Source organism: Streptomyces sp. GMY02, assembly GCF_019056675.1.
Lineage (GTDB): Bacteria > Actinomycetota > Actinomycetes > Streptomycetales > Streptomycetaceae > Streptomyces > Streptomyces odonnellii.
Map to the genome: position 1 here is coordinate 5,801,478 of NZ_CP077658.1, position 17,575 is coordinate 5,819,052.

The 17,575-nt window shown below is 70.6% G+C and carries 15 protein-coding genes; 10 read left to right on the top strand and 5 right to left on the bottom strand.

The genetic code is table 11. The annotated features are described in order from the left end of the window. Positions 1 to 25: 25 nt before the first annotated feature. Together KQY30_RS24545 and KQY30_RS24550 are read right to left on the bottom strand one after the other, a co-directional pair. Positions 26 to 670 (bottom strand): TetR/AcrR family transcriptional regulator, encoded by a 645-nt coding sequence (locus KQY30_RS24545; protein WP_254407311.1) that lies wholly within the window; start codon positions 668 to 670, stop codon positions 26 to 28. A gap of 136 nt (positions 671 to 806) precedes the next feature. After that, positions 807 to 1,847 carry an aldo/keto reductase gene (locus KQY30_RS24550; RefSeq protein ID WP_217308676.1) on the bottom strand — a complete coding sequence of 347 codons (1,041 nt, stop codon included), beginning with the start codon at positions 1,845 to 1,847 and terminating at the stop codon, positions 807 to 809. Between the two features lie 248 nt (positions 1,848 to 2,095). Between KQY30_RS24550 and KQY30_RS24555 the strand changes: the two genes are divergently transcribed. Beyond that, positions 2,096 to 2,341 carry a DUF6243 family protein gene (locus KQY30_RS24555; protein ID WP_217308677.1) on the top strand — a complete coding sequence of 82 codons (246 nt, stop codon included), beginning with the start codon at positions 2,096 to 2,098 and terminating at the stop codon, positions 2,339 to 2,341. 95 nt (positions 2,342 to 2,436) lie between these two features. On the opposite strand, the gene KQY30_RS24560 is transcribed toward KQY30_RS24555, so the two are convergent. Continuing rightward, the gene (locus tag KQY30_RS24560) at positions 2,437 to 3,831 is read right to left on the bottom strand and encodes an MFS transporter (protein ID WP_367997485.1); all 1,395 of its coding nucleotides are present in this window, start codon (positions 3,829 to 3,831) and stop codon (positions 2,437 to 2,439) included. Between the two features lie 285 nt (positions 3,832 to 4,116). Here KQY30_RS24560 and KQY30_RS24565 point away from each other — a divergent pair, with 285 nt between their 5' ends. Together KQY30_RS24565 and KQY30_RS24570 are read left to right on the top strand one after the other, a co-directional pair. Next, on the top strand, positions 4,117 to 4,311 hold the full coding sequence (locus KQY30_RS24565; protein WP_217308679.1) for a DUF1918 domain-containing protein: 195 nt from the start codon (positions 4,117 to 4,119) through the stop codon (positions 4,309 to 4,311). 253 nt (positions 4,312 to 4,564) lie between these two features. After that, positions 4,565 to 5,422, top strand: a complete 858-nt coding sequence (locus KQY30_RS24570) for a helix-turn-helix transcriptional regulator (RefSeq protein WP_217308680.1) — start codon at positions 4,565 to 4,567, stop codon at positions 5,420 to 5,422. An 83-nt stretch (positions 5,423 to 5,505) separates the two neighbouring features. On the opposite strand, the gene KQY30_RS24575 is transcribed toward KQY30_RS24570, so the two are convergent. Next, complete coding sequence (locus KQY30_RS24575; RefSeq protein WP_217308681.1) at positions 5,506 to 6,987, bottom strand: MFS transporter; 1,482 nt, start codon at positions 6,985 to 6,987, stop codon at positions 5,506 to 5,508. 52 nt (positions 6,988 to 7,039) lie between these two features. On the opposite strand from KQY30_RS24575, the gene dusB reads away from it, so the two are divergent. Next, complete coding sequence (dusB, locus tag KQY30_RS24580) at positions 7,040 to 8,209, top strand: tRNA dihydrouridine synthase DusB (RefSeq protein WP_217308682.1); 1,170 nt, start codon at positions 7,040 to 7,042, stop codon at positions 8,207 to 8,209. A gap of 9 nt (positions 8,210 to 8,218) precedes the next feature. On the opposite strand, the gene KQY30_RS24585 is transcribed toward dusB, so the two are convergent. Next, positions 8,219 to 9,001, bottom strand: coding sequence for a GntR family transcriptional regulator (locus tag KQY30_RS24585; protein ID WP_217308683.1), 783 nt, complete (start codon positions 8,999 to 9,001; stop codon positions 8,219 to 8,221). Between the two features lie 332 nt (positions 9,002 to 9,333). Between KQY30_RS24585 and KQY30_RS24590 the strand changes: the two genes are divergently transcribed. The 6 genes from KQY30_RS24590 (at position 9,334) to ppdK (ending at position 17,270) form a co-directional block, all read left to right on the top strand. Continuing rightward, positions 9,334 to 10,455 (top strand): ABC transporter substrate-binding protein, encoded by a 1,122-nt coding sequence (locus KQY30_RS24590; protein ID WP_254407681.1) that lies wholly within the window; start codon positions 9,334 to 9,336, stop codon positions 10,453 to 10,455. Further along, a complete protein-coding gene (locus KQY30_RS24595) occupies positions 10,455 to 11,366 on the top strand; it encodes an ABC transporter permease subunit (protein ID WP_217308685.1) in 912 nt (303 codons plus the stop codon). The genes KQY30_RS24590 and KQY30_RS24595 overlap by 1 nt, the downstream gene beginning before the upstream one ends. After that, a complete protein-coding gene (locus KQY30_RS24600) occupies positions 11,354 to 12,325 on the top strand; it encodes an ABC transporter permease (RefSeq protein ID WP_217308686.1) in 972 nt (323 codons plus the stop codon). Before KQY30_RS24595 ends, KQY30_RS24600 begins: the two co-directional genes overlap by 13 nt. Positions 12,326 to 12,331: 6 nt before the next feature. Further along, complete coding sequence (locus KQY30_RS24605) at positions 12,332 to 13,471, top strand: ABC transporter ATP-binding protein (protein WP_217308687.1); 1,140 nt, start codon at positions 12,332 to 12,334, stop codon at positions 13,469 to 13,471. Then, on the top strand, positions 13,468 to 14,202 hold the full coding sequence (locus KQY30_RS24610; RefSeq protein WP_302185337.1) for an HAD family phosphatase: 735 nt from the start codon (positions 13,468 to 13,470) through the stop codon (positions 14,200 to 14,202). The genes KQY30_RS24605 and KQY30_RS24610 overlap by 4 nt, the downstream gene beginning before the upstream one ends. A gap of 341 nt (positions 14,203 to 14,543) precedes the next feature. Beyond that, a complete protein-coding gene (ppdK, locus tag KQY30_RS24615) occupies positions 14,544 to 17,270 on the top strand; it encodes a pyruvate, phosphate dikinase (protein ID WP_217308688.1) in 2,727 nt (908 codons plus the stop codon). Positions 17,271 to 17,575 lie beyond the last annotated feature (305 nt).

Consider the following 17,575-nt stretch of genomic DNA (forward strand, 5'->3'; position numbering starts at 1 on the left):
GCTCATGGCCTGTTCAGGGTCTGCCTCATGGCCGCAGTCCGCGCAGCACCAGATCGCAGACGGCCGTGAACTCGGCGTCGATGGTGGGCTTCTGCCACTCCGGGGCGTACGACGGGTCATGGAAGCGCGCGGTCGCCGCGAAGACCGCGCCCGCCGTGCTCGCCGGGTCGTCCGCGGCGAACTCGCCCGCCCGCACGCCCTCTTCGACGATCCGGGTGAGCTGCCGGGTCAGCTCGGTTATATGGGCGTCGACCACACCGCTGCTCTCGCCGATGAGCACCGAGAAGGTCGCGAACAGCTCGGGATCGTCCCCCGCCTTGTGGCGCTTGGTGTCGAACAGCTTCACCAGCCAGTCACGCAGCTTCTCCGGTCCCGGCCCGGGACCCGGCCCCTCCTCCGGCTCCCCCTCCCGCACGGCTGCTGTCCTGGCCCTGTCCTCGCGCGCGGCGTCGGTGATCCGGGCCAGTGCCAGCTCCGTACGGGTCAGCCAGCGTGCGGTGACGGCCTCGCGCAGCGCCGCCTTCGTACGGAAGTGCCGGTAGACACTGCCATGGCTGACGCCCAGCGCCCGGGCCACATCGACGACCGTGGCCTTCGCCGGGCCGTAGCGGCGCAGCACCTCCTCGGTGGCTTCGAGGATGCGCTCGGCGGTCAGGGTCTCGGGGGCCACGGGATCCGACCTTTCATGACCAGTACGGCGAGAGGCCCGTACGCGACGGCTCGTACGACGGGACGTGACGGATGACATTACCTGTCAGGTCCGGTGACGGGACCGGGAGTCTCAGGCCCTGTCCGGCGGCCTGTGCTCAGCGCTCGCTGTCGAGATGTGACATCTGGGCGGCCGAATAGCGGTCGCCCGCCGCGGCGCCCGGCGGCACCGCCCGCTCGATCGCGGCCAGATCCTCCGCGTCGAGCGTGACCTCGACGGCGCTCAGGGCCTCGGCCAACCGGTCCCTGCGGCGCGCGCCGACCAGCGGCACGATGTCCTCGCCCCGCGAGAGCACCCAGGCGATGGCGGTCTGGGCGACGGTGACGCCCTTCTGCTCGGCGATCTTGCGCAGGGAGTCCACAAGGCCGAGATTGTGCGCGAGATTCTCCCCCTGGAAGCGCGGGCTCGTCGAACGGAAGTCGCCGGGCCCCAGCGTCCGGTCACGGGTGAAGTGGCCGCTGATCAGTCCGCGCGAGAGCACTCCGTACGCCGTGATGCCGATGCCCAACTCGCGGACCGTGGGCAGGATCTCGGCCTCGATGGAGCGCGAGATCAGTGAATACTCGATCTGGAGGTCGGCGATGGGGGCGGTGGCGGCCGCGCGGCGGATGGTCGCGGCGCCCGCCTCGGAGAGGCCGATATGGCGGACATGGCCGGCCCGGACCAGCTCGGCGATGGCGCCGACCGTCTCCTCGATCGGGACATCGGGGTCGATCCTGGCGATCCGGTAGATGTCGATGTGATCGGTGCCGAGACGCCGCAGGGAGTACGCGGCGAAGTTCTTCACCGCCGCAGGGCGGCCGTCATAGCCGGTCCAGCCGCCGTCCGGATCGCGCAGCGCGCCGAACTTGACGCTGATCAGGGCCTGTTCGCGCGCGGCGGCGGGGGCGGTGCGCAGCGCCTCGCCGATCAGCAGCTCATTGTGGCCCACTCCATAGAAATCGCCCGTGTCGAGCAGGGTGACTCCCGCGTCCAGGGCGGCGTGGATGGTGGCGATGGATTCGGCGCGGTCCGCCTCCCCGTACATCGCGGACATGCCCATGCAGCCGAGGCCGAGGGCGGAGGTGCGGGGCCCGGTGGCGCCGAGGCGGCGGGCGGGGAGGCCGGGGGTGGCGGGTGTGCCGGAGACGGGGGTCATGAGGGGTTCCTCCAGAGGGTTCGCCCAGCGGGGAGTGACACCCACGACTATGGCATGACGGCTGACAGATTTCAATTTCTGTCAGCCGTCATGGCTGGTGCTCGCCAAAAATGCGTTACGTCCCGGTCGCGCCCGGTGGTAGCGTCTCGGGCATGTTCTTCCAGATCTACGAGTGAGAGCGCGGCGGCCACGGCCTGCCCCCCACCGACGAATCCGCAGATCACTTCACATCACTTCGGGAGAACCCCGTGGCAAAGAGCCGCAACAACCTTCTCGGCGTGGGCGGACAGCGCAAGAAGCTGTCCCGCGCCGACCAGCAGGGCAACGGCCCCGCACGCAATGCCGACCGCAAGGCCGCCGCCGACCAGAAGGCGGAGCTGCTGCGCAAGATGCGTGAGCGCGCCGCCGGCCAGGGGCAGAGCGAGGACGATCAGACGGAGCAGAGCGGCCAGGGCAGTGCGCCGACCGGCGAAGGATCCGCCGCGCAGGACTGACCGCGCTCAACCGCCCCGCCGCACACACGTTGGGCCCGGACCACCACCCCGAGGTGGTCCGGGCCCAACGCCGTGCGGGGGCGGTACGGGTGCTGTCAGCCGATCGAGCGCGGCAGCCGCAGACTGAGCAGTCCGGTCAGGACGACCAGCCCGAACTGTGTCAGCAACGTGATCACCAGCGCGTCCCGCATCCCCGTCGCCGCGGCCAGCGAGAGGAAGAGCGAGCCGAGTGTCGCCACCCCCAGCGCCAGTGCGGACTGCTGCGTGGTGACCATGACGCCGCTGCCCACCCCGGCCCGCTCCGACGGGATGTCGGAGAGCATGATCCGGATCATCACCGGCAGTTGGAGGCCCTGGCCGAGCCCGGCCAGCGCGACCCCCGGCGCCAGATCCAGCAGGCTGACGGACGGCCAGTCGTGCCGGAGGGTGAGAACCAGCAGGGCGACACCGGCCAACTGGGACACCGCGCCCGCCGTCACCACCAGGCTGCCGTACCGCCGTACCAGCCGGGGCCCCGCCAGCGAGGCGCCGAAGAACGCCACCGCCATCGGCGCCAGCGCGAGTCCGGCCGTCACCGCGCCCATGCCGAGGCCCTGTTGGAGCGCGATCGCGATCACGAACATGAAGCCGCCGAACCCGATCGAGAACGGCAGGAGCAGCGCGAGACCGCGCCGGAGCGTCACCAGCGCGAGCAGGCTCGGCGGCACGAGCGGGATCCTGCCCTGCCGGTCGGCCTGCTTCTCCACGCGGAGGAAGGCGTACGAGACGAGCGGGAAGGCCGCGAGGGAGACCCAGGTCCAGACGGGCCAGCCGGCCGCGCGGCCCTCGGTGAGCGGTGCCAGCAGGGTCATCAGCGCGGCGGCCAGCAGGACCGTCCCCGGTACGTCGATGGGCGCGGGCTTCTGGGAGCGCGTTTCGGGCACCGAACGCACCGCCAGGACCAGCCCCAGCAGCGCCACCGGCACATTCACCAGGAAGATCGCGCGCCATCCGCTGCCCGCGATGTCCGCCGCGACCAGGACGCCGCCCAGGATCTGGCCCGCCACCATCGCGAGCCCGGCGGTCGCTCCGTACAGGCTCACCGCCTTGGCGCGGCGCTGCCCCGAAGTCGCGGAGTGGATGGTGGCCAGCACCTGCGGAAGCATCAGCGCGGCCGCGGCTCCCTGCGCGACCCGGGCCCCGACGAGCGTCCAGGCGTCGGGCGCGACACCACAGGCGAGCGAGGTGAGGCCGAACGCCGCCATACCGGCCAGGAAGAGTCTGCGCCGCCCGAACATGTCCCCGAGCCGGCCGCCCAGCACCAGCAGCACGGCATACGCGAGGCCGTACCCGGCCACGACCAGTTCGAGGAGCGCGGGTCCCGCGGCCAGATCGTGGTCGATCGTCGGCAGGGCTACATTGACGATGAAGAAGTCGATCAGAGGGAGCGCCGCGCCGAGCAGCACGGTGAAGAGCCCGAGCGTGCCGAGCACCGAACCGTGGTCATGGATGACGGGGCCGGCTGATTCACCGGAGGGCCCGCCGGGAACGGCCGCGGACGAGGTCGTCGCCGGGCCCGTTGCCGCGTTGGAGGTGTGTTTCGCGGATGCTGTACTCACACATCCGACGATCGCGCGTCACGCAGCCTGGTACCAGAGTGTCTTTATCCTGGTAGATGAACTACCCGGCAATGGGCTGAGGCGCTTCCGGACGACACGGAACCGGACATTCCGTACACTGGCGATCACGGTCAGTGACTGGGATGGCAGCGTCGACGAGCGGCTTGGGAGTGCGGGATGAAAGCGAGCAAGGGTGACCGCCTGGTGATGCACGGCAGGGTGGTCGGCAAGCACGACCGTGTGGTGGAAGTCGTGGAGGTGCTGGGACCCAACGGCACACCGCCCTTCAAGGTACGCGGCGCGGACGGCCATGAAACGATCGTCTCGCCGGGCCCCGACACGGCAGTGGAGACGCGCGGAAAGCGCAAGTGACACGGCCCCTGCAAGGCGACCTCTGTAAGGCAAGAGGCAAGGCAGGACAAGGCCTCCGTAAGGACGGGACACGGCCTCTGTAAGAAGGGCGCCGGAAACGTCAACATCGCTCATCGCCCGGCCGGCGCCGACCGGCCGGGCGGTGGGCGTACGGCCCGTTGGCCGCCGTGGTGCTCAGCCTGGTATCGGAGCGGCTCATCCTGGTACTCGCACCACCTGGCAACGGGCTGGGACCTGCGGCACGCTGGAAGCCATGAGCATGGCTGTGCAGGAGACCGACATCCGGCGCCATGAGCTGGCCGCTTTTCTCCGCAGCCGGCGCGAGCGCATCACACCCGAGCAGGTCGGCCTCGCCCGCGGGAGCCGCCGCCGTACGCCAGGGCTGCGGCGCGAGGAGGTCGCCCAGCTCTCCGCTGTCGGAGTCACCTGGTACACCTGGCTCGAGCAGGCCCGTTCCATCCAGGTCTCCGCCCAGGTGCTCGACGCGCTCGCCCGCGCCCTGCTGCTCGACCGCAGCGAGCGCGCGCATCTCTTCGCACTCGCGGGCGCCGTCGACCCCGCCCCCGGGACGCCCTGCCCGACCATCACGCCCGCGCTGCGGCAGATGCTGGAGCGCCTTGAGCCGTATCCGGCCTGTGTGCAGAACGGGCGGTACGACATCCTCGCGTACAACCGCGTGTACGGGCACCTCATGTGCGATCTGGACGCGCTGCCGCCCGAGGACCGCAACGCCATGTGGCTCGCCTTCACCAATGACGAGTGGCGCGCCGCGCTCGTCCACCGGGACGAGACGATCCGGATGATGGCGGCCAAGTTCCGGGCCGCCATGGCCGAGCATCTCGCGGAGCCCGCGTGGAAGACGCTGCTGCGGCGGCTGCGGTCGGCCTCGTCCGAGTTCCGGGAGATCTGGGAGCAGCACGAGGTGGTCGCGGTCGTCGGCGACAAGACCAAGCGGTTCGCCAACCCCCGGGTGGGGCTGCTCAATCTGGAGTACACCAACCTCTGGCTCGGCCCGTCCTCGGGGCCGCGGCTGGTCAGTTACATCCCCGTGGACGACGAGTCCAGGGACCGGCTGGAGCGGCTGCACAGCCTGGTGCCCGCGTCGGCCTGAGCCCTGAATCCCGAACACCCTGGCCCTGGGTTCCAGCGCGGGACTCGCACCGCCCGCACTTTCCGTGCCGCCTCGGCGCGGCGTCAGCGCCCGGTCTCCACGGAGGCCCGGGCGGCGGCCGGTTCCAGCCGTTCCGCCGTACGCCGCGCCGTCCCGCGCGCCCATGCCCCGCTGGTCAGCGCCCCCACCAGCAGTACGCAGAGACCGCAGGCCGTGATGATCCACCAGGCCGGACCGCTCGCGGCAGTGAAGGCCGCGGTGTACGAGGCCGACGGCGCGTGCGGTGCGGACGAGGTGACACCGACGACGCCGCCCGCCAGTACCGCCCCGATCACGGCGACCCCCAGCGTCGAGCCGATCTGCCGGCTGGTGGAGGCGACCGCGGCGGCGACACCCGCCTGGGAGCGGGGCATTCCGGCGACGGCGGTATTGGTGATCGGCGCGTTCACCATGCCGAAGCCCAGGCCGAACAGCACATAGCCGGTGAAGAGCAGCGCGTTGGTGGCCTCCGCGTCCGTCGCGGCGAACAGGGCACCGCTGGCCGTCATCGTCGTCCCGGCGATCAGCAGCGAGAGCCGGGGCCCCCGGCTGCCGATGAGCCGCCCTGACAGCGGCGCGCAGAGGAAGGTCAGGGTCGCCATGGGCAGCATGTACAGCCCGGCGTGCAGTGCGGACATCCCCCGTACGTTCTGCAGATAGAGCGTGTTGAGGAAGAGGAACCCGCCGAGCGCGGCGAAGGCGCAGATGGCGATCACCGTCGCCCCGCTGAACGGCGCGCTGTTGAAGAACCGCAGATCGATCAGCGGCTCCTCGCGCCTCGGTTCGTACAGCAGCAGCCCGGTCAGCGAGAGGGCCGCGACGGCGGCGAACGCCAGGATCCGGGGCGAGGTCAGCCCGGCGGTGGGCGCCTCGATGATCGCGTACGTCAGCGCGCCGAGGACGCCGACGACCAGGAGCTGTCCGACCGGGTCGGGGCGGCGCGGCTTCGGGGCGCGGGACTCGGGAACGTACCGCCAGGTCAGCACGAGCGCGGCGACCCCGATCGGGAGGTTGATCCAGAAGATCGACCGCCAGCCCACCGAGTCCACCAGCAGCCCGCCGACCAGCGGGCCCGCCGCCATGGAGATTCCTACGACCGCGCCCCAGACCCCGATGGCGCGGGCGCGCTCGCGGGGTTCGGTGAAGGTGTTGGTGATGATCGACATCGCGACCGGGTTGAGCATCGAGCCGCCGACGGCCTGCACCATGCGGAACGCGACCAGCGATTCGAGACTCGGCGCGAGAGAGCAGAGCAGGGAGCCGAGGGTGAAGAGGACGAGCCCGGTCTTGAAGACCCGGCGGCGCCCGATCCGGTCGGCGGTGGAGCCCGAGAGCATCAGCAGGGAGGCCAGGACCAGGGTGTAGGCGTCGATGGTCCACTGGAGCCCGGCGACACTGGCGTGCAGCTCCCGCTGCATGGAGGGGAGGGCGACATTGAGGACGGTGTTGTCCAGGCTGACTATCAACAGGCTCATACAGCAGATGGCCAGGACCAGGACGCGCCGCCGATGACTCAGCTCGGGCATATGTCGATAGTACGACTAACTAATGACTGCCGTCGTGCGCGACAATGGGCGGATGACCGCTTCGCTCGACACCCTCACCACCTCTTCACCCGCCACGCCTTCCCTCGCGGTCGGGCCGCACACCGTGCGTCCGCCGGTGGTGCTCGCCCCCATGGCCGGGATCACGAACGCGCCGTTCCGGACGCTGTGCCGTGAATTCAGCGGGGGCAAAGGGCTGTTCGTGAGCGAGATGATCACCACGCGGGCGCTGGTCGAGCGCAATGAGAAGACCATGCAGCTCATCCGTTTCGACGCGGCCGAGACCCCGCGCTCGATCCAGTTGTACGGAGTGGATCCGGTCACCGTCGGCAAGGCGGTCCGGATGATCGCGGACGAGGATCTGGCCGATCACATCGATCTCAACTTCGGCTGCCCGGTCCCCAAGGTGACCCGTAAGGGCGGCGGTTCGGCCCTGCCGTACAAGCGGCCCCTGCTGCGGGCGATCCTGCACGAGGCGGTCTCCAACGCCGGGGACCTACCCGTCACGATGAAGATGCGCAAGGGCATCGACGACGACCACCTGACATATCTGGACGCCGGGCGGATCGCGGTCGACGAAGGCGTCACGGCGATCGCCCTGCACGGCAGGACGGCCGCGCAGCACTACGGCGGTACGGCGGACTGGGACGCCATCGCGCGGCTCAAGGAGCATGTCCCGGAGATCCCGGTGCTGGGCAACGGCGACATCTGGTCGGCGGACGACGCGCTGCGGATGGTGCGCGAGACCGGCTGCGACGGGGTCGTCGTGGGGCGCGGCTGCCTGGGGCGGCCCTGGCTCTTCGCCGATCTGGTGGCGGCCTTCGAGGGTACGGGCGCGCCCGCGCGGCCTTCACTGCGGGAGGTCGCGGGGATCATGCGGCGCCATGCCGAGCTGCTGGGGGAGTGGCTCGGGAACGAGGCGCGCGGGGTGATCGACTTCCGTAAGCATGTGGCCTGGTATCTGAAGGGGTTCTCGGTCGGCTCGGGGCCGCGCAAGGAGCTGGCGGTCGCCTCGTCCCTCGCCGAACTGGACACGCTGCTGTCCCGTCTCGACCTCGACCAGCCGTGGCCGGAGGGCGCGGACGGGCCGCGCGGCCGTACGTCGGGCAACAACCGGGTCGTCCTGCCGGACGGCTGGCTGAAGGACCCGTACGACAGCTCCTGCGTCGGCGCGGACGCCGAACTGGACACCTCGGGGGGCTGATCGCTCCCGCTATTCCGGCTGTTCCGGGCGGGGCGGCTGCGGTGTCACCTCCGGGCCCGCGTGCCGCTCCAGCGGGGTGGCCGCCGCCGAGTTGCTGACGCTGAACGCCACACTGCCCGCGCGGTAGCGGTCGTCCGTCCACTCGATCGGGCGGCCCGCGGCCGTGTACGTGAGATGGCGCTGCCGCAGCAGAGGGCTGCCGCGGCGGACGCGGAGCAGCCGGGCGTCCTCGCTGCCCGCCGCGACGGCGTCGATGAGGTGCTCGCCGTAGTGCGCCACGATGTCCGCGTTCTCGGCGATGCTGTCCATGATCGATACGACATCGTCGGGCAGGGCGCGTACGACCGGTGCGACCCAGTCCGTGTACGCGGTCCGCTCGACCATGACCGGTTCCCCGTCCAGCCGCCGCACACGGACGACGTACAGCACCTCGCTGTCCGGGGCGACCCCCAGCCTCGACGACTCCTCCGCCGTGGCGGCCCGTGACGTACGGCTCAGTATCCGGCTGGAGACCTCGCACCCCAGCGCCTGCGCCCACTGCGCGAAGCTGTTGAGCTGCTGGAAGCTGTGGCGGCGCTCCTGGCGCAGGACCACCCGGCGCGCCCCCTGCCGCGAGCCGATCAGGCCGTCCGAGGCCAGCAGCCCCACCGCCTGCCGTACCGTCCCGCGCGACACCGACCAACGGGCCGCCAGATCGCTCTCCGAGGGCAGCCGGGCGCCGACCGGATACTCGCCGCCCAGAATCGACTTCCGCAGCGCCTCCGCGATCTCCAGATACCGCGAACTGCCCACGCCTGCCCCCATTGAATTCCGGAACTGTGCACAGGTGCGCTTATCCGCCGCGGACCCGGCCCTCACTCTAACCGCACGTCCCACCAGGTGTCCGGACCCAGGGATGCCCTATTGAGCGTCAATTCTTCCCGAAATCCTCCTGGAAAGGGTGTGCTGACCAGCTAGTTGCAAGGGCTGGTCTTCCTCGGGCCGTGCCGCCGCCGCCATCATTCGTTCACTGCGGAGTCATTTGGACCGGGCGAACTGATGCCAGCTTGTATGAACAAGTGACACCCTCTCTTCGCTCCGGGAGACACCGCGTGACCCGACTCCGCGCCCGCACCAACGGCCGGCTGGCAGCCGCCCTGGCGCTCAGTACCGCAGCCCTCACCGTGCTCACCGCCTGTGGTGCGGCACCCGAGGAATCCGCCGACACCGCCGACTCCGCGGCCGCCACCTCCGCCGCCGACTTCGGCGGGATGAAGGACCTGGTGGCCGCAGCCGAGAAGGAGGGCGAGCTGAACGCGATCGCCCTTCCGCCGGACTGGGCGAACTACGGCGAGGTCATCAAGGCGTTCGAAGCCAAGTACAAGATCAAGGTCAACAGCGAGAACCCGGACGGTTCCAGCTCCGACGAGATCGCCGCAGTCAAGTCCCGCAAGGGCCAGGACCGCGCCCCCGACGTCCTCGACCTGGGTATCGCCTTCGCCCGCAGCGGCGCCGCCGAGAACCTCTTCGCGCCGTACAAGGTCGAGGCCTGGGACAAGATCCCCGACTCGCAGAAGGAGAAGGACGGCCGCTGGTTCAACGACTACGGCGGCTATGTCTCCATCGGCTGCGACGCCTCCCGTATCAAGACCTGCCCCGAGACCTTCGCCGATCTGCTCAAGCCCGAGTACAAGGGCAAGGTGGCGCTCAACGGCAACCCCACCAAGTCCGGTTCGGCCTTCGGCGGCGTGTACGCGGCGTCCCTCGCCAACAAGGGCTCCTTCGCCGACATCCAGCCCGGTATCGACTTCTTCGGCAAGCTGAAGAAGAGCGGCAACTTCATCCCTGTCGAGTCCACCCCGGCCACGGTCGAGAAGGGCGAGACGCCCATCTCGATCGACTGGGACTACCTCAACGCCAGCTACGCCGACCAGTTCAAGAGCAAGGGCGTGGACTGGAAGGTCGCCATCCCGAGCGACGGCGTCTACGCGCAGTACTACTCGCAGGCCATCAACAAGGACGCGCCGCACCCCGCCGCCGCCCGGCTGTGGATGGAGTTCCTGTACAGCGCCGAGGGCCAGAACCTCTGGCTCAAGGGGTACGCGCGGCCCGTGCTGCTGCCCGCCATGACCACGGACGGCACCGCCGACAAGACCTTCGTCGGCAAGCTGCCCAAGGTCGAGGGCACCCCGGCCTTCCCCGAGTCGGCCGAACTGGACAAGGCCAACGCCACCCTCGCCGAGAACTGGGACAAGGCCGTCTCCTGATGACCGCCCCCACGTCCGTCCCCACCCCGCTCGCAGCGGTGGGCGCCGCCGACGGCAGTCGCCGTCGGCGGCGGGCGTCACGCGCCTGGCTCGGCGCCCTCCCGCTGCTCGTGTTCGCCGGACTCTGCTTCGGACTCCCGGTCGGCGCCCTGCTGTACGGGGCCGTCACCCGGGACGATCCGGCCACCGGCGCCACCTCCCTGACCGGCGAGCACCTCCAGCGCTCGCTCCAGGGCCCCTATCTGACCTCCATCCTCGGCAGTGTCGAACTCTCCGCGCTGACGGCCGTGATCGGCACCGTGCTCGGGATGCTGATCGCGCAGGCCGTCGTCACCTCGCGGGGCGGCGCGCTCCGCAACGGGGTGCTGACCGCCTCCGGTGTGCTGGCCAACTTCGGCGGTATCCCGCTGGCGTTCGCGTTCGTCGCCACCCTCGGCATCTCCGGGGTGGTCACCCAGCTCGCCCATCTCGACGGGCTCGGCTGGAACCTGTACTCCTTCACCGGACTCACCCTGATCTACCTCTACTTCCTGGTGCCGCTGATGGTGCTCGTCAGCGTGCCCGCGCTGGACGGTCTGCGCCCGCAGTGGCGGGAGGCCGCACAGAACGCGGGTGCCACCACCTGGCAGTTCTGGCGCCATGTCGGACTGCCGGTCCTCGCGCCCTCGCTGCTGGGCGGGTTCGTGCTGCTCTTCGGCAGCGCCTTCGCCGCGCACGCCACCGCCGCCGCGCTGGTCGGCGGCTCGGTCCCGCTGGTCACCCTGAAGATCGCGGACGCGCTCTCCGGCAACGTACTGGTCGGTCAGGAGAATGTGGCGCTCGCGCTGAGCCTCGACATGATCGTGATTGCCGGCCTGGTCATGGCGGTCTATCTGCCCCTCCAGCGACGGAGCACCCGATGGCTGCACTGACCCCCACCGCGCCCCCGGCCGCCCCCGCGGCCCCCCGTAGGACAGGGGACGTCAGGGCCGCGCGCACCCGCCGCCGGCCGCGTGTCTGGCGTGGCGTCGTCCTGTTCGTGGCCGGGCTGTACTTCCTCGTACCGCTGCTGTCCTCGTTCGTCTTCACGGTCCGCGTCCCCGGACAGGGCCTCACCTTCTCGGCGTACACCGGAATCCTGTCCGCCGAGGGCTTCACCCGGAGCCTGCTGCTCTCGCTCGGGCTCGCCGCCGCCACCATCCTGCTCTCCCTGCTGCTCACCGTGCCGGCGCTGGTGGCGGTACGGCTTGGCGCGCCGAAGCTGGCCCCGCTGGTCGAGATCGTCTGCATGCTGCCGCTGGTGGTGCCGCCGATCGCGCTGGTCACCGGGGTGACCACGGTGCTGCGCTGGGGACCGGAGCACTTCTCCCGCACCCCGCTCTACCAGACGTTCCTCGCGGTGCAGAACGAGTCGTTCCCGATTGTGCTGGTGCTCGCCTACACGGTGCTGGCGCTGCCGTTCGTCTACCGCTCGCTGGACGCCGGGCTGCGTGCCATCGATGTACCGACGCTGGTGGAGGCCGCACGCAACTGCGGTGCGAGCAGGCCGTATGTGATCCTGCGGGTCATCCTGCCCAATCTGCGCTCCGCGCTGGCCGGTGCCTCCTTCCTCACCCTGGCGCTGGTCCTGGGCGAGTTCACCATCGCCTCGCTGCTCGGCTTCCAGCCCTTCGCCGTGTGGATCGTCACCGTCTCGGGTGCGGAGGCGCGGATGTCGGTGGCGGTGTCCCTGCTCAGCCTGCTGATCACCTGGGTGCTGCTGCTGGTTCTGTCGCGGGCGGGCGCGCGTACCTCGGCCACCACTCCGGCCCCTCCGGCCACCCCCGCCCCGTCCACCGCTCCGGCCCCCGCGGCCTCTTCCGTCTCCGGCAACGTATCCGCCAAGGAGTAGTCCCCCATGTCATCCACCTCCACAGCGACCGCGGAGCGGCCGGAGCCGGCCGCGGCCGGCGGCGCCCGGGTCGAATTCCGGGGCCTGCGCCGGGCCTTCGGCCCCACCGTCGCCCTCGACGGCCTCGACCTGACGGCCGAGCCCGGCGAACTCCTCGCCCTGCTCGGCCCCTCCGGCTGCGGCAAGACCACGGCGCTGCGCGTCCTCGCCGGCTTCGAGCACCCTGACTCGGGCGAGGTGCTGGTGGACGGCGAGGACATCACCCGGGTCCCGGCCAACCGGCGCGACGCGGGCATGGTCTTCCAGTCGTACAGCCTCTTCCCGCACCTCAACGCCCGCGACAACGTGGCCTTCGGGCTGCGTGTACGGAAGGTGTCCGCCGAGGAGCGGCGCGCCCGTGCCTCCGAACTCCTCGATCTGGTCGGCCTGCCCGCCCATGGCGACCGCTTCCCGCACCAGATGTCCGGCGGCCAGCAGCAGCGGGTGGCGCTGGCCCGCGCGCTGGCGCTGCGCCCGCGCGTCCTGCTGCTCGACGAGCCGCTCTCGGCGCTCGACGCCAAGGTCCGGCTCACCCTGCGCGAGGAGATCAGGCGTCTCCAGCTCTCCCTCGGCATCACCACCATTTTTGTCACCCACGACCAGGAGGAGGCACTCTCCATGGCCGACCGGGTGGCGGTGCTCAACGCGGGCAGGCTGGAGCAGTGCGCGCCGCCCGCCGAGCTGTACGAGCGCCCCGCCACGGCCTTCGTCGCCGAGTTCGTCGGCGCGATGAACCGGCTGCCGGGGCGCCTCACCGACGGCGGTCTGGTCGCGGTCGCGGGCAGCGAACTGCCCGTGGACGGCGAGATCCCGGCCGGCCGCGAGGTGGAGGCGCTGATCCGTCCCGAGAACATCACAGCCACCGCCGATCCGGCGGGTACGGCCACGGTCGTCTCGGCGTCCTTCTTCGGCTCGGTGACCCGGGTCCTGCTCGATCTGCCCGGCGGCGGCTCGGTCAAGTCGGACGTACCGTCCCGGGACGCCGGTGAGCTGGTGCCCGGGGTGCGCGCGAGGGTGGAGCCCGCGCGGCGTCCGGTCCTCGTGGTGCCCGCCGCCGGTTCCGCCGGTGCCTCTGCCGCTGTTCCGGCCGCCGGCCAGGGCGCGTGAGGACGCCCGCGGCGGTCCTCTTCGACATGGACGGCACGCTCGTCGACACCGAGGTGCTGTGGTGGGAGTCGGCGGAGGAGGTCGCGGCCGGCCTCGGCCACCGGCTCTCCGCCGCGGACGCGCCCGAGGTCGTCGGCCGCGCGGTCGCCGATACGGCCGCTCATCTGGTCCGGGTCGCGGGCGGCGGCCATGCCGGTGCGGTCGCGGCCGAGCTGGCCGGGTCCTTCTTCCGGCGGGTGGAGGCGGGTGCGCCGCTGCGCCCGGGCGCCCGTTCGCTGCTGGCCGGGCTGGAGCGCGCCGGGGTGCCGTTCGCCCTGGTCAGCGCCTCGCCGCGGGCCGTGGTGGACTCGGTGGTGGCGGGCTCGCTGGCCGATGCCGGCTTCGCCTTCACGCTCTCGGCCGACGACACCGTACGGACCAAGCCGCACCCCGATCCCTATCTGGCGGCGGCCGAGCGGCTGGGGGTGCCGCCCGGAGCGTGTGTCGCGGTGGAGGACTCGCCGGACGGCACCGCCTCGGCCCAGGCGGCGGGGTGCGCGGTGCTGGTGGTGCCGTCGCTGCTGCCGGTGGAGCCGGCGCCCGGCCGGTATTTCGCACTGAGCCTGGAGGAGGTCGATCTCGCGGTGCTGAGCGGCTGCGCTCCCGGCGCGTGTGACGGCCGGGTTACGGGAACCGCGACCGGGTCCGGAGAGCGTCCGGATCCTGGAATCACGGAGCCGGTCGGGGCGTGATTCTCGCCACGTTTGATCGGCGTATAGCTCACATGAGCGACTTGTGAGTGCATGCATCTCTGGAAGGGGTGGCGCGGCGCGCCACCCTCTTCGTGTTCATCTCCTGAACTCAGACGTCGATGTCCTAGCTCAGATGAGCATGGCGCGTCATGGGCAGGTCATGTCCGCTTCGAGGCGTGAAGACGCCATCGTGAATGGGTCCGGCCGGTGCCACTTTCGATCTGCTGGCGGATGGGTGGTTAAGACCGTATGACAGGCAAGTGGACGTACCGAGGTACCTTCGAAATGGGTATGTTCCTCGCCGTCAGGGCAGCCACCGCGTCTTCGAGGAGTCGAGACCCGTGCCGGAAAAGAATGATCCACACTCAGACTCAGCCGAGAAATTCGTCTATGACTTCACCGAGGGCAACAAGGATCTCAAGGACCTCCTCGGCGGCAAGGGTGCCAATCTCGCCGAGATGACCAACCTCGGGCTGCCTGTCCCGCCGGGCTTCACCATCACCACCCGGGCCTGCAACATCTACCTCGACAGCGGCAAGGAACCGGCGTCCCTGCGCGACGAGGTGAGCGCCCATCTCGACGCGCTCGAACGGAAGATGGCCAAGAAGCTCGGCCAGCACGACGACCCGCTGCTCGTCTCCGTACGCTCCGGCGCCAAGTTCTCCATGCCCGGCATGATGGAGACCGTCCTCAACGTCGGGCTCTCGGACGCCTCGGTGGCCGGGCTCGCCGCCCAGGCCGGGGACGAGCGCTTCGCGTGGGACTCGTACCGCAGGCTCATCCAGATGTTCGGCAGGACCGTCCTCGGTGTCGACGGCCGGCTCTTCGAAGACGCGCTGGAGGAGGCCAAGCAGGCCAAACAGGCCGCCACCGACGTGGACTTGGAGGTCGGCGACCTCAAGAAGCTGGTCAAGCACTTCAAGAAGATCGTCTCCCGGGAGGCGGGACGCGACTTCCCGCAGGACCCGCGCGAGCAGATGGATCTCGCGATCCGCGCGGTCTTCGAGTCCTGGAACACCGACCGCGCCCGGCTCTACCGCCGCCAGGAACGCATCCCCGGCGATCTCGGCACCGCCGTCAGCGTCTGCTCCATGGTCTTCGGCAACCTCGGCCCCGACTCCGGCACGGGCGTCGCCTTCACCCGCGACCCCGCCAGCGGCCAGCAGGGCGTCTACGGCGACTACCTGCAGAACGCCCAGGGAGAGGATGTCGTCGCGGGCATCCGCAACACCGTCGCCCTCGCCGAGCTGGAGACCATCGACAAGAAGTCGTACGACCGGCTCATGGGCATCATGGAGACCCTGGAGACGCACTACCGCGATCTGTGCGACATCGAATTCACCATCGAGCGCGGCCAGTTGTGGATGCTCCAGACCCGGGTCGGCAAGCGCACCGCGGGCGCCGCCTTCCGGATCGCCACACAGCTCGTCGACCAGGGGCTGATCGGTGAGGCCGAGGCGCTCCAGCGGGTCAACGGCGCCCAGCTCGCCCAGCTCATGTTCCCGCGCTTCGACGAGGACGCCAAGCGCGAGCTGCTCGGGCGCGGGATCGCCGCCTCGCCGGGCGCGGCGGTCGGCAAGGCGGTCTTCGACTCGTACACCGCCATCAAGTGGTCGCGCTCCGGCGAGCAGGTCATCCTCATCCGCCGCGAGACCAACCCCGACGACCTGGACGGAATGATCGCCGCCGAGGGCATCCTGACGTCACGCGGCGGCAAGACCTCGCACGCCGCCGTCGTCGCCCGCGGCATGGGCAAGACCTGTGTCTGCGGCGCCGAGGAACTGGAGGTCGACACCAAGGCGCGCCGGATGACCGTCAACGGCACGGTCGTCGAGGAGGGCGACGTCGTCTCCATCGACGGCTCGACCGGCAAGGTCTACCGCGGTGAGGTCCCCGTCGTACCGTCGCCCGTCGTCGAGTACTTCGAGGGCCGGATGCACGCGGGCGCCGACGACGCCGACGAACTGGTCCAGGCCGTGCACCGGATGATGGCGTATGCGGACCGCCGCCGCAGGCTGCGGGTGCGCGCCAACGCCGACAACGTCGAGGACGCCCTGCGCGCCCGCCGCTTCGGCGCCCAGGGCATCGGCCTGTGCCGTACGGAGCACATGTTCCTGGGCGAGCGCCGCGAGATGGTCGAGAAGCTGATCCTCGCCAACACGGACGCCGAGCGCGAAGCGGCGCTCGGCGCGCTGCTGCCGCTCCAGAAGCGGGACTTCATCGAGCTGTTCGAGGCGATGGACGGGCTGCCGGTGACGGTCCGTCTGCTCGACCCGCCGCTGCACGAGTTCCTGCCCGACATCACCGAACTGTCGGTACGGGTCGCTCTCGCCGAGGCGCGCAAGGACCACAACGAGAACGATCTGCGTCTTCTCCAGGCCGTGCACAAGCTCCATGAGCAGAATCCGATGCTCGGGCTGCGCGGGGTACGGCTCGGCCTGGTCATCCCCGGTCTGTTCGCCATGCAGGTACGGGCCATCGCCGAGGCCGCCGCGGAGCGCAGGAACGCCAAGGGCGACCCGCGCGCCGAGATCATGATCCCGCTGGTCGGTACGGTCCAGGAACTGGAGATCGTCAGGGACGAGGCCCAGCAGGTCATCGCCGAGGTCGAGGCCGCCACCGGCACCGAACTCAAGCTGGCGCTCGGCACGATGATCGAGCTGCCGCGCGCGGCGCTGACCGCCGGACAGATCGCGGAGGCCGCGGAGTTCTTCTCCTTCGGTACGAACGACCTCACCCAGACCGTCTGGGGCTTCTCCCGGGACGACGTGGAGGCGAGCTTCTTCACGGCGTATCTGGAGAAGGGCATCTTCGGGGTGTCGCCGTTCGAGACGATCGACCGGGACGGTGTGGGCTCGCTGGTACGGAGCGCCGCGGAGGCGGGCCGCGCCACCCGGCCGGGGCTGAAGCTGGGCATCTGCGGTGAGCACGGCGGCGACCCGGAGTCGGTGCACTTCTTCCACGAGGTGGGCCTGGACTACGTCTCCTGCTCGCCGTTCCGTATCCCGGTGGCACGGCTGGAGGCGGGGCGCGCGGCGGCGGCCTCGGCCGGCAGTGACTCGCGGTAAGGCCTGATCCGCGCGGGGTCCGTCGCCGCCCAGGACCCCGGAGCGTACCCGCCGGTCCATCCCGACCCTCACCGGCCCGGCGGGCGGCTCCGGAAGAGGACGAAGGGGCGGGCGCCCTGTGCGGGGGCGCCCGCCCCTTCGTTCTGCCCCTGCTTTTGAATTGCGTTACGGGCTAACGCGGTGGAGCGCGGCCGGCGGATCCCCACCCACCGGCCGCGCTCCCTTTCCACGAGTCGGACACGGAGCCGCTGCCCCGGCCGGCCGCCGCCGAGCGCGCAAAGCCCCCCACGGCCTTCGCCGCGCCT

Coding starts and splice junctions, on each gene's coding strand:
- KQY30_RS24550 (WP_217308676.1), bottom strand. CDS start 1,847: ATGACCCCCGTCTCCGGCACACCCGCCACCCCCGGCCTCCCCGCCCGC.
- KQY30_RS24575 (WP_217308681.1), bottom strand. CDS start 6,987: ATGCCCGAGCTGAGTCATCGGCGGCGCGTCCTGGTCCTGGCCATCTGC.
- KQY30_RS24600 (WP_217308686.1), top strand. CDS start 11,354: ATGGCTGCACTGACCCCCACCGCGCCCCCGGCCGCCCCCGCGGCCCCC.
- KQY30_RS24595 (WP_217308685.1), top strand. CDS start 10,455: ATGACCGCCCCCACGTCCGTCCCCACCCCGCTCGCAGCGGTGGGCGCC.
- dusB (WP_217308682.1), top strand. CDS start 7,040: ATGACCGCTTCGCTCGACACCCTCACCACCTCTTCACCCGCCACGCCT.
- KQY30_RS24605 (WP_217308687.1), top strand. CDS start 12,332: ATGTCATCCACCTCCACAGCGACCGCGGAGCGGCCGGAGCCGGCCGCG.
- KQY30_RS24565 (WP_217308679.1), top strand. CDS start 4,117: ATGAAAGCGAGCAAGGGTGACCGCCTGGTGATGCACGGCAGGGTGGTC.
- KQY30_RS24570 (WP_217308680.1), top strand. CDS start 4,565: ATGAGCATGGCTGTGCAGGAGACCGACATCCGGCGCCATGAGCTGGCC.